Source organism: Hymenobacter terricola (genome assembly GCF_017921975.2).
GTDB classification, from domain to species: Bacteria; Bacteroidota; Bacteroidia; order Cytophagales; family Hymenobacteraceae; genus Hymenobacter; species Hymenobacter terricola.
Genome location: NZ_JAGEMO020000048.1, coordinates 1 through 11,121, shown reverse-complemented (window position 1 = coordinate 11,121; position 11,121 = coordinate 1). Strand labels below are relative to the sequence as shown.

Annotated in this window: 9 protein-coding genes and 1 pseudogene; 2 read left to right on the top strand and 8 right to left on the bottom strand. The window is 60.0% G+C overall.

Annotation, left to right across the window (positions count from 1 at the left end):
• Positions 1-76 precede the first annotated feature (76 nt).
• Positions 77-346 (bottom strand): annotated as a pseudogene (locus tag J4G38_RS20885) (transketolase C-terminal domain-containing protein); the annotation flags it as partial.
• A gap of 125 nt (positions 347-471) precedes the next feature.
• On the opposite strand from J4G38_RS20885, the gene J4G38_RS20880 reads away from it, so the two are divergent.
• Positions 472-2,196 (top strand): tetratricopeptide repeat protein, encoded by a 1,725-nt coding sequence (locus J4G38_RS20880; protein WP_210522035.1) that lies wholly within the window; start codon positions 472-474, stop codon positions 2,194-2,196.
• Between the two features lie 109 nt (positions 2,197-2,305).
• Here J4G38_RS20880 and J4G38_RS20875 read toward each other — a convergent pair whose 3' ends face one another.
• From J4G38_RS20875 to J4G38_RS20845, 7 genes are all read right to left on the bottom strand, one after another.
• The gene (locus J4G38_RS20875) at positions 2,306-3,262 is read right to left on the bottom strand and encodes a transketolase family protein (protein WP_210522036.1); all 957 of its coding nucleotides are present in this window, start codon (positions 3,260-3,262) and stop codon (positions 2,306-2,308) included.
• 106 nt (positions 3,263-3,368) lie between these two features.
• Positions 3,369-3,731 carry an endonuclease domain-containing protein gene (locus J4G38_RS20870; RefSeq protein WP_210522037.1) on the bottom strand — a complete coding sequence of 121 codons (363 nt, stop codon included), beginning with the start codon at positions 3,729-3,731 and terminating at the stop codon, positions 3,369-3,371.
• Positions 3,732-3,837: 106 nt separating this feature from the next.
• Entirely contained in the window at positions 3,838-5,211 is a 1,374-nt protein-coding gene (locus tag J4G38_RS20865; RefSeq protein WP_226163620.1) for a vWA domain-containing protein, read from the bottom strand.
• A 150-nt stretch (positions 5,212-5,361) separates the two neighbouring features.
• Entirely contained in the window at positions 5,362-6,249 is an 888-nt protein-coding gene (locus J4G38_RS20860; protein ID WP_210522039.1) for a transketolase, read from the bottom strand.
• Between the two features lie 348 nt (positions 6,250-6,597).
• Positions 6,598-7,044, bottom strand: coding sequence for a thioredoxin-dependent thiol peroxidase (gene bcp / locus J4G38_RS20855; protein ID WP_210522040.1), 447 nt, complete (start codon positions 7,042-7,044; stop codon positions 6,598-6,600).
• Positions 7,045-7,205: 161 nt separating this feature from the next.
• Positions 7,206-9,161, bottom strand: a complete 1,956-nt coding sequence (locus J4G38_RS20850; RefSeq protein WP_210522041.1) for a M23 family metallopeptidase — start codon at positions 9,159-9,161, stop codon at positions 7,206-7,208.
• Positions 9,162-9,356: 195 nt separating this feature from the next.
• Positions 9,357-9,971, bottom strand: a complete 615-nt coding sequence (locus J4G38_RS20845; protein WP_210522042.1) for a fumarylacetoacetate hydrolase family protein — start codon at positions 9,969-9,971, stop codon at positions 9,357-9,359.
• A 230-nt stretch (positions 9,972-10,201) separates the two neighbouring features.
• Here J4G38_RS20845 and J4G38_RS20840 point away from each other — a divergent pair, with 230 nt between their 5' ends.
• Positions 10,202-10,984 carry a M48 family metallopeptidase gene (locus tag J4G38_RS20840; RefSeq protein ID WP_210522043.1) on the top strand — a complete coding sequence of 261 codons (783 nt, stop codon included), beginning with the start codon at positions 10,202-10,204 and terminating at the stop codon, positions 10,982-10,984.
• Positions 10,985-11,121: the final 137 nt, after the last annotated feature.

The window sequence follows — 11,121 nt, the reverse complement described above, 5'->3', positions numbered from 1 at the left end:
TCATCAACGGCAACAAACCGCAAAAGCCCCCGCAGCTAAGGAAGCGGCGGGGGCTTTTGATTATCCAGCGAAGAAACTATTTCTTCCGCTTCATCACCGCTTCCACGGCGGCCGCGATGGCGGCTTCGTTGAGCTTGTATTTCTCCATCAGCTGGTCGGGGGTGGCACTTTCGCCGAAGCTGTCGTGCACGGCCACCATTTCCAGGGGCAGGGGCTCTTCGCGGGCCAGCAGCTGGGCGATGCTGTCGCCGAGGCCGCCGTTCATCTGGTGCTCCTCGGCGGTGACCACGCAGCGGGTTTTGCGGACCGAGGCGAGGATGGCTTCGGCATCCAGCTCATTGTTCGTCACCCTAAAGCACGCAGCAAACAGTTATATTTAATACACAATACAGGTAGCAAAACGTGCTGTTTCCGGCAATTCATTTCTACTCATCATTTCGATAATGCACATGTTTTCAATGACTAATCGACATGAAGCAACTATTTTTCTCTTGGGCGTTCACTGCTTCACTGGTGCTCCTGGTGTCATGCAGGGAGCGAAGTGCAGTGCCATCGCAAGCAGCCATAACCGCGCTAAGTCTCAAGCGGGGACAGATTATTACTTGCGGTGCTCCTGACCGAAAATTAGGCTTGGTTGAATTTAATACCTCGTGCGGCAGCGAGGCACAAGCAAGCTTTAACCTGGCGCTGCAGTTGCTGCATTCATTTGAATACGATGAGGCAGAAAAAGCTTTCGCGACAGCTATTGATAAAAATCCAGCGTGTGCCATGGCCTACTGGGGCGTGGCAATGGCGAATTTCCATCCGCTTTGGACTCCGCCTTCCGAGCTTGAATTGAAAAAGGGCGTAAAAGCCATTACCATTGCCCTATCAATTGCAAAAAAAACCCCAAGGGAAGCAGCGTATATTAATGCCATTGCCGCTTTTTACAACAACTGGGAGCAAGTGGACCACCGCAGCAGGTGCATCGCTTTTGAGAAAGCAATGGAATCGGTGCATGCAAAATATCCATCTGATAACGAAGCCACTATCTTCTACGCGTTGGCCCTGACCGCTGCGGCTGACCCTGCCGATAAGCAGTTTCGAAACCAGCGCAAAGCCGGCCATCTATTGGAAGCGCTGTACCCTAATGAGCCCAACCACCCCGGTATTATCCACTATATTATTCACACATACGACTACCCCGAACTGGCCGCTTTGGCCCTGCCCGCGGCCCGGAAATATGCGGCGGTGGCTCCGTCCTCTGCCCATGCGTTGCACATGCCTTCGCATATTTTCACCCGCCTGGGACTGTGGGAAGAATGCATCAACGCCAATTTGGCCTCGGTGGCGTCTGCCCAGTGCTACGCGCAGGAAGCCGGCATCAAAGGGCATTGGGACGAAGAGCTGCACGGGTTAGACTATCTGACCTACGCGTACCTGCAAAGAGGACAAAACGCGCTTGCCAGGAAACAATGGGAGTATTTGAAAACGATTAAAGAGGTTACTCCGCTCAATTTTAAAGTTGCGTATGCTTTCGCTTCAATTCCGGCTCGTTACGTACTCGAAAACAGACATTGGAAAGAAGCGGCCCACCTACCCATTGACAGCACAACGGTCCCGTGGAATAAATTTCCCTGGCAGGAGGCCATCATCCATTTCACGCGGCTGCTGGGGGCAGTTCATACCAGCCAGCTGGGACCGGCCAAAGCTGAATTAGTCCAGCTTCAGGGCCTTCGTGACCGGCTGGTCAATGAGAAAGATGGGTACAAAGCCAACCAGGTAGCCATTCAGTTACGCGCCGGCGATGCGTGGGTTCATCTCTTAGCCGGCAAAAACGCCGAGGCCCTGGCGCTGATGAACCAAGCCGCCGACATGGAAGACCAAACCGAGAAACACCCGGTTACTCCCTCCGAAATCCTCCCGGCCAGGGAATTGCTTGGCGACATGCTGCTGCAACTGCACCGGCCCCACCAAGCGCTGGATGCATACATGGCAAGCCTGCGGAAACATCCCAATCGATTTAATGGCCTTTGCAGCGCGGGAGTGGCCGCCGAACAAGCAGGCCTCCCGGACAAAGCTCAGTTTTACTACCAGCAGCTATTAAAAGTCGCGGACGCGGCCAACGCCGATAGGCCCGAGCTACGTGCGGCCAGGCAATACCTCACGGCCCATGCCCATGCAGCTGATGGCAACGTAGCACTCCGCGGTGAATAAGCCTTGTTTTGAACTATTGGGCTACGCAAAAATGCGGGCGGGTCTTTCCAGCAAATGCAAAAGCCCCCGCAGCTACCTGAGCTACGGGGGCTTTTGGCTAGATGAGGGGTTACTTCTTCCGCTTCATCACCGCTTCCACGGCGGCCGCGATGGCGGCTTCGTTGAGCTTGTATTTCTCCATCAGCTGGTCGGGGGTGGCACTTTCGCCGAAGCTGTCGTGCACGGCCACCATTTCCAGGGGCAGGGGCTCCTCGCGGGCCAGCAGCTGGGCGATGCTGTCGCCGAGGCCGCCGTTCATCTGGTGCTCTTCGGCGGTGACCACGCAGCGGGTTTTGCGGGCCGAGGCGAGGATAGCCTCGGCATCGAGTGGCTTGATGGTGTGAATATTGATGATTTCGGCATTAATGCCCTTTTCGGCTAATAGTTTGCCGGCGAGTACAGCTTTCCACACGAGGTGGCCGGTGGCGAAGATGCTCACGTCGGGGCCTTCGTTGAGGAGCCAGGCTTTGCCGATTTCAAATTTCTGGTCGGCGGGCGTGAAATTGGGCACCACGGGGCGGCCGAAGCGCAGGTACACGGGGCCTTCGTAGTCGGCAATGGCGAGGGTGGCGGCTTTGGTCTGGTTATAGTCGCAGGGGTTGATGACGGTCATACCGGGCAGCATTTTCATCATGCCCAGGTCTTCCAGAATCTGGTGGGTGGCGCCGTCTTCGCCCAGCGTGAGGCCGGCGTGGGAGGCGCAGATTTTCACGTTTTTGCCGGAATAGGCGATGCTCTGACGAATCTGGTCATACACGCGGCCGGTGCTGAAGTTGGCAAACGTGCCCGTGAAGGGGATTTTACCGCCAATGGTCATGCCGGCGGCCACGCCCATCATGTTGGCCTCGGCGATGCCCACCTGGAAGAACCGCTCGGGGAAGGCCTTCTTGAAGGCGTCCATCTTGAGCGAGCCGGTGAGGTCGGCGCAGAGGGCGACTACGTTGGGGTGGGTGGTGCCCAGCTCGGCCAGGCCAGCGCCGAAGCCGCTGCGGGTGTCTTTGGATTCGGTGTAGGGGAAGTCTTTCATGGAGATATTAAGGAGGTTAAGGCGGTCAAACTCCCCTCCTTACCAAGGAGGGGATGTTCGCGCTTCAGCGCGAACGGGGGTGGTTGTAGGCGTTGAACAATTGGCATCAGCGCCCACTAAAACTACTTTCAATTGTCTGCAATACGCTCTCTAAAGCAGACCAAATCAATTTGTTTTCAAATCTGATTACCCTAATACCTACCGCGTTCAAATACTCTGTACGTGCCGCATCATGCAAATTGCCGGATGCCGTGAAATGGCCCGCGCCATCCAATTCAACCGCAAGCTTTTCCTGCGGGCAGTAGAAATCCAGAATAAACTCGCCTACGCTGTGCTGGCGGCGGAATTTACGGCCGGATAATTGGCCGCTTTTTAATGCGCTCCACAGCTTGGCTTCGGGGGGCTTGAGATTGTTGCGGAGGGCACGTCGTTCGTCTTTTTTGTGGGGAAGGTTATTGAGGATAGTCATTTGGTTTGTTGTTTCCTTTCAACGATTCTCATACGCCTACAACCACCCCGATTTTCACTTCGTGAAAATATCCCCTCCTTGGTAAGGAGGGGATATTTGTTCTACTTTACTTCCCGAAAATGGCTACCGAAGTCGTCTGCCCGCTGCGGATGCTGAAATTGCGCACATCGGTGAACTTGCTGCCGTTGCTGGTTTTGGTGCGGAACACCAGGCGGTAGGCGCCGGGCTGCATGGGCAGGTTGATTTTGCTGCTGCTGCCTTCGGGCAGGTTGTAAATCCAGGTCTGGGATTCGTCGTCGTTGAGCTGGTAGATGCTGCCGTAGCCTTTGAGGTCGGTGGTGATGTTGAGGGTGCCGGGGGCGTCGTAGGTCACGGCCATTTCCTGGCCTTGCTTGACGGTGATGCGGCGCACGGTGCGCGGCAGCGTCAGGGCTTCGACTTCGTAGTTGCCGACCAGCAATTTCTGGCGGGTGCCGAAGGTGCCGGCCGTGACGGTGACGCCGCTTTGGGTGCGGACCACGGCACGCATGACGCCGTAGGGGTTGGGCGTGAGCGGAGGGGGTTGCAGCCAGAGCGTGCCCTGGGGCGTTTTGTAGGTGAGGACGTTGGCCGCGCCGGGCTTGATGGGGATGTTGGCCTGGCGGATGGGCGGCACGGTGTTTATCACCAAATCGTAGCTCTGGAGGGCGTCGATGTCGAGCACGTCGGCTTTGCCCTGGGCGTCGCGGTAGTGCACGTAGTTGTACTCCGGCTGCTCGGTCACGTTGTTCACGAAGGTCATGTTGACGTTGCTTTCCACGGGCTTGCCGGCGGCGTCGGTGAGGTTGACGCTGACGGTGGTTTTGCTGAGGGTTTTAGCGATGACGTCGTTCATCACCGTGCGGAAGGTGGCGACTTCGGCGGCGTTGTAGTACTGGCCGAGGCATTCGAGCTGCTTGCCAAAATCCCGTTCGGCCCCGATGCCGATGACGAACGGTTTGAGGAAAACGTGTTTGCGCTGCAAGGCAATGGAGGCCGCGCAGGGGTCGCGGTTGCAGGATTCGAGGCCGTCGGTAATCAGCAGCAGGACGTTGCGGGAGGACTTATCGGTGGGAAAGTCGTTGGCCGATTGCAGCAGCGAATACGTGATGGGCGTGTTGCCCTGGGCTTTTAGTTCGGTTAGCTTTTTCTTGATAGCCGCCGCGTTGCGCGGGGCGAAGGGCACTTCCAGCTTCGAATCCTCGCAGTTCTTGTCGGCGTTGGGGAACTGGTGGCCGTACACGCGCAGGCCCAACTCCAGGTTGGGGTAGGCGTTGAGCGAATCGACCATTTTGCTGAGCATGCGCTTGGCCACGTTCCAGCGGGGCTGGCCTTCCCAGGGCGCCATCATCGAGCCCGAGGCATCGAGCAGGAAGAGAATGCGGGTGACTTTGGGCTTTTCGGGCGGGGCGTTTTGGCCCTGGGCCGATGAGGCGAAGAGGAGCAGGAGCAGTACCGCCAAACGGAACCTCACCCCCTGCCCCCCTCTCCAAAAAAGAGGGGGCACCGGCAATGCTCCGGCCGAAATCGGCTGGCTCCCCCTCTTTTTTGGAGAGGGGGCCGGCCCCAGAGGGGTCTCGTGAGGTTGACGTGAGGCGCGGTACCGCATCACTTAGTAGTCGGCGTTGGTGCCCACCACGAGCTGCTCCAGGGCGGTGGCTAGCTGGGCATCGTTCGGTGCTACGCCGTGCCACTTGTGGCCGTCCATCATGAAATCGACGCCGAAGCCCATTTTCGTGTCCATCACAAACATGATGGGGCGGGCTTTGCCGGTGGCGGCCACGGCGTTTTCGAGCAGGGGCAGCAGGGCGTCGAAGTGGTTGCCGTCGCCTTCGATGACGTGCCAGCCGAAGGCTTCGAACTTGGCGCGCACGCTGCCGAGACCGCCGATTTCGTCGGTGGAGCCGTCAATCTGCTGGCCGTTGCGGTCCACGATGGCGATGAGGTTGTCGATTTTGTGGTGGGCGGCGTAGAGCGCGGCCTCCCAGTTCTGGCCTTCTTCCAGCTCGCCGTCGCCCATGAGCACGAACACGCGCTGCTTGTCGCCGTTCATCTTTTTGGCCTGGGCGGCCCCGCAGGCCACGCTCAGGCCCTGGCCCAACGAGCCGGAGGCAATGCGGATGCCCGGCAAGCCCTCGTGCGTGGTGGGGTGGCCCTGGAGGCGCGAATTCAGCTTGCGGAACGTGGCCAGCTCGCTGGCGGGGAAGTAGCCGGAGCGGGCCAGCACCGAGTACAGGGTGGCCGAGATGTGGCCATTCGAGAGGAAAAACAGGTCCTGGTCCTTGCCGTCCATGTCGAAGGGCACGGGGGTGTGCTTCATGACCTTGAAGTAAAGCGCCACAATCAAATCGGTGCAGCCGAGCGAGCCGCCGGGGTGGCCCGAGTTCACGGCGTGCACCATGCGCACGATGTCGCGCCGCACCTGCGCAGCTATTTCCTTGAGCTCCGCAATGGATTTTTCGGGTTTTTCAATGGTCTTGGCGGTCGTGGTGTCGGTCATGTTGGGAATAGTTTGGATTCGATAGGGTAAAGGTAGCAACCGGCGGGAATGGCAGCTGAACGAGTCGGGGGAGCCTCCTGCAATTGATTACGTCACATTGCATTGAGCAGAAATAGTCCGTTCCGGCGCACCGGAATAGGCTTCCACGTCATGCAAAGCCCGTTCCGGCGCGCCGGAACGGGCAAATCGCAACCGCAAGGGGACTCCGGTGCTCCAGAGCGGCCTTCGCCGCCCGGAAATGGTCGTTCCGGAGCACCGGAACAGCCTCCACCGGGCCGCGAAGGTGATTCCGGAGCACCGGAACTGCCTTCGCCGCCCGGAAATAGTCGTTCCGGAGCACCAGAGCTTTTAGAGCAGCTGCGCGGCGTGCTCCTTGGTGTCGACCTTCTTGATAATCTTCTCAATCACCCCGTTTTCGTCAATCAGAAACGTGGTGCGGACGGTGCCCATGTAGGTTTTGCCGTAGTTTTTCTTCTCCTGCCACACGCCGTAGGCCTCCACGATTTTCTTATCGGTATCGACCAGCAGCGGAAAAGGCAGGTCGTATTTGAGGGCGAACTTCTTGTGGGCCGCCTCCCCGTCGATGCTCACGCCGATGACCTTGATGTTGTGGGCGGTGAGCTCCGCCTGATGGTCGCGCAGGTTGCAGGCCTGGGCGGTGCAGCCGGGCGTGTCGTCTTTGGGGTAGAAGTAAAGGGCCACTTTCTGGCCGCGCAATTCTTTTAAGGAGATGGTGTTGCCGTCCTGGTCCTGGGCGGTGAAATCGGGGGCGGGTTGGCCGGGTTCGAGGGTCATAGTGGGGTTGGGGTTTAGTTTTCGAGCGTTACGAGCGTTGAAAGAACGTCATGCAGCGCGCAGCATCTCGCGTGGGGTAGTAATTCAATCGATTGGTTTACTGCTGCACGCGAGATGCTGCGCGCTGCATGACGTTCCGGTGGCGCAAGCTAAAGCATGCGCTACAAGCTTAGCGGAATCACGCGCTCGTTGCCGGCCTGGTCCGTTAGGCGCAGCTCGGCGGGGCCGCGCAGGCGGGGGCCCAGCGTGTCGCCCGCCACGGTGAAGAGGGTAGCATTCTTGTGCTCGAAGCGCAGGAGGCGGAATTTGCCGCCGATGAGCAGGCGGTAAGTGGCCAAACCCGAAAGGTCGTCGCCGACGCGGAACAGCAGTTGCCCGCCGGGCCGCCCAATGAGGCTGCCTTTGGGCCCAACGGTGTCGGTGAGGATGCGGAAGGAGCCGAATTGCTTGATGGGCGTGGTTATCTGGCCGTTTTCGTCCCACTTGCCGCCCACGTAGGCCTTGCCGCCGCTCAGCGTGGCCGAGTAGATGGCGGTGCGCTGCGGGTCGGCGGGCGGGGTGGCGGGCTTCAGGGTCAGCGAAGCCGGGTGGTAGAGCGGGACGAGCGGCGAGCCCACCGTCCAGAAGCCGCTGCCGGTGGCTTCGGGCTTGAAGCTGGTGGCCAGGTACAGGTTGTTGAACAGCGTTTCGGGGCCGAACGCCAGGTTGAGGTAGGGCGTGGCGTAGTTGGTTTCCTTGGCCGCCGGAATCATCACCTGGCGGTCGAACTTCTTGGTGATGGTGCCGAAGCGCAGCGAATCAGGGAGGCCGGCGCGCAGGTCGTAGAGGTACACGTTTTCACCGTTCTGGGTGTAGCTGGGGCGGATTTCGAGGCGGCGGCTGCCGCGCAGCAGCACCAGGTTGGCCCCCACCGAATCGGCGCTGGGGTCGGTGGCCACGGCCTTCAGCAGGTTGCGCAGCACCTCAAAGCGCAGGGCCGGCTTTTTCGCCGCCGAGGAGCGGGTTTTGAAGTACGCGGGCTCTTCGCCGCGCAGCACCAGGTGCAGGGGCGTCTGGTTGTTGTAGGAATCGGCCAGGGTGATGTCGATGCTGTATATTTTGCCGGCTTCCACGTTCAGGCGGCCTTTGCCGGCGCTGGTGGTGGTGTACATCGCCAGGTCGTTGCCCTCGTCCACCCACAGCTTTTGCAGGGTGCGGCCCTGGGTGCGCTGGTAGAGGAAATCGACGAAATTGGCCACCTGCCGCGTGCCCGTCGGGAACGGCACCGCGTCGATGACGTGCTGGTAGTACGGCTGCCCATTCACCTTCATCGTCACCCGCTGAATCCCGTTGCGGTTCCAGATGCCGTCGAACCTATCGAAGCCCTGCACCAACAGCCCCACCGTGCCAAAGCAGCTGATGGTATCGGCCCAGTTGGTGGCCACGCCCGGCCCCGGCTGAATTTTGGGGGCGAACAAGGCCGACGCAAACACGTTCTTCACCCGCGCCTCAATGCCCAGCGGTTCCAGCGCAAACGCCTGCAAGGTGGGCGCCACATGGTCCTGAATCTCGGCAAAGCCACCCCATTGCAGCGGGTTGTACTGCCGGTCCTGGGCGTCGCGCACTTCCCAGTGCATGTGCGGCCCGGCCGAGCCGCCGGTGTTGCCCGACAGCGCCACCACTTCGCCGCGCTTCACCGGGAACTGGTCTTTGGGCAGAAACAGCTCCACTTCGTAGCTCTGCTTCTCGTATTGGCGGCGCAGCAGCTCAGCCGCCACGGGCCCTCTGAACTCGTTGAGGTGGCCGTACACGGTAGTCAGGCCATTCGGGTGCGTGATGTAAAGCACGTTGCCGTAGCCGAACGACGACTGCTTGAGGCGCGAGATGTAGCCATCGGCGGCGGCGTACACGGGCTGATTCACCCCGCCGCCGGTCTTGATGTCGAGCCCACCGTGGAAGTGGTTGGGCCGCAATTCGCCCATGCTCCCGGCCAGAAACCCCGGCTCGCCCGGCGCAATGGGGAACATGAAATACCCCGGCGCCACCGTGGGCCGGCCCGCCTTCAGCAGCTCGCTGATGGTGTGCTCGTGGTCCGAAGAATCGGCCTCCTGCCCTCCTACCCGCCACGTTAGCAGCATCAAGCTCAACACCAACAGCACACTTATCTTTCCCTTTTGCACAATCACACTTCTTTTAATTCAGCTAATTTTTACTGTCGAGGAACGGATGTAGAGACGCAATATTTTGCGTCTTGTCGTTGAACGACTTGCGCTTGCGTGGTACCCGAACGATTGGCTAACGGCCCAGACGACGAGACGCAAAATATTGCATCTCTACCGCACGCCCAATTCCAGCAGCTTCTCCCCTTCCAGATACCCCGTCAGTTGGTCGCCCATTTTCACCGGGCCCACGCCGGCGGGCGTGCCGGTAAATATCAAATCCCCCATTTTCAGGGAAATGTATTTCGATACGAAGCTGATGATGTTGGCAAACGGGTGCAGCATCAGGCTGGAGTTGCCGGTCTGGCGGGTTTCGCCATTCACCTCCAGGTGGAAGTTGATGTTGGCCAGGTCGGCGATTTCCGCCACCGGCTTGAATGTGGCTGAAATCGGAGCCGAGCCGTCGAAGGCTTTAGCCAGCTCCCAGGGCAGGCCCTTCTTCTTGAGCTCGGTTTGCAGGTCGCGGGCCGTGAAGTCGATGCCCAGGCCGATGGCGTCGAAGTAGGTGTGGGCAAAGGCCTCGTCGATGTGGCGGCCGTTCTTGCTCACGCGCAGCACCAGTTCCAGCTCGTGGTGGATGTCCTGCGAGAATTCGGGGATGAAGAACGGCTGGCCGCGCTGCAGCAGCGCGGTTTCGGGCTTCATAAAAATGACGGGCGCGGCGGGCACTTCGTTGTGCAGCTCGGCGATGTGGTCGGCGTAGTTGCGGCCGATGCAGATGATTTTCATGGCGGGGAGTTGGCGGAGGGCAGGACGAGCGTCTAAAGAGGTCAAAACTACGCCCCGGCACCGGCTTGCGGCAACGCGCCAGCCGGTTTTTATGCCTCACGGCCGGCTATGGCTAAACATTTACCCGGCCTGCCGCCGTATAGCCGGCCGGGGCAGGCCGGGTTTTGGCCCAAAACGTGCTAGCCGTTCCGGCGGTTATCATTCATTTCTTTTCCCTTTTTTCCAGTACCATGTTCAAGAAACTCACCCTCGTTGCCGGACTGGGCCTGCTGGCCGCCTGCGCCACGGTGCCCATCACCGGCCGCCGCCAGCTCAGCCTCGTGGGCGACAGCGAAGTCAATTCCCTCGCCACCACCCAGTACCGCGAAGTGGTGGCCAAAGGCCCGCTCTCGACCAACGCCGAGTACAACGCTCAAGTACGGCGCGTGGGCCAGCGCATTCAGGCCGCCGTCGAAACCTATTTCCGCCAGCAGAACGCCTCCGACCAGCTTGCGGGCTACCAGTGGGAGTTCAACGTGATTCAGGACAAGCAGGAAAACGCCTGGTGCATGCCCGGCGGCAAAGTGGCCGTGTACACCGGCATCCTGCCCATCACGAAGGACGATACGGGCCTGGCCGTGGTATTGGGCCACGAAATAGCGCACGCCGTGGCCAAGCACGGCTCGGAGCGCATGAGCCAGGCGCTGTTGCAGCAGGCCGGCGGACAGGCGCTGTCGGCCGCGCTGGCCAGCAACGCCCCGGCCACCCAGCAGCTGGCCTTGCAGGCCTTCGGCGTGGGCTCGCAGGTGGGCCTGCTGAAGTACGGCCGCAACCAGGAATCAGAAGCCGACCACCTGGGCCTGATTTTTATGGCCATGGCCGGATACAATCCCGAAGGCGCAATTGCGTTCTGGCAGCGCATGGACGCCCGCGAAAATGCTGCTTCTCCCCCCGAGTTCCTCTCCACTCACCCCTCCAACGGCACGCGCATCGCCGATATCCAACGTGAGCTCCCGGAAGCCCGTAAGTACTAGACTTGTTGCAGCGCCCGGCTAGCTCGATATTTGAGGGATGAAACTTTCGATTCAGGATTTGAAAACGCCTCGCCAATGGCGGTCCGCGTTGGGGTGTGACGCGCATCACTTCGCGCAGCTGCTGGTGGTGTTCCGAC

What these genes read in the sequence shown, in the direction of transcription:
- J4G38_RS20880 (WP_210522035.1), top strand. Translation starts at nt 472, where the DNA reads ATGAAGCAACTATTTTTCTCTTGGGCGTTCACTGCTTCACTGGTGCTC.
- J4G38_RS20870 (WP_210522037.1), bottom strand. Translation starts at nt 3,731, where the DNA reads ATGACTATCCTCAATAACCTTCCCCACAAAAAAGACGAACGACGTGCC.
- J4G38_RS20845 (WP_210522042.1), bottom strand. Translation starts at nt 9,971, where the DNA reads ATGAAAATCATCTGCATCGGCCGCAACTACGCCGACCACATCGCCGAG.
- bcp (WP_210522040.1), bottom strand. Translation starts at nt 7,044, where the DNA reads ATGACCCTCGAACCCGGCCAACCCGCCCCCGATTTCACCGCCCAGGAC.
- J4G38_RS20840 (WP_210522043.1), top strand. Translation starts at nt 10,202, where the DNA reads ATGTTCAAGAAACTCACCCTCGTTGCCGGACTGGGCCTGCTGGCCGCC.
- J4G38_RS20860 (WP_210522039.1), bottom strand. Translation starts at nt 6,249, where the DNA reads ATGACCGACACCACGACCGCCAAGACCATTGAAAAACCCGAAAAATCC.
- J4G38_RS20875 (WP_210522036.1), bottom strand. Translation starts at nt 3,262, where the DNA reads ATGAAAGACTTCCCCTACACCGAATCCAAAGACACCCGCAGCGGCTTC.
- J4G38_RS20850 (WP_210522041.1), bottom strand. Translation starts at nt 9,161, where the DNA reads ATGCTGCTAACGTGGCGGGTAGGAGGGCAGGAGGCCGATTCTTCGGAC.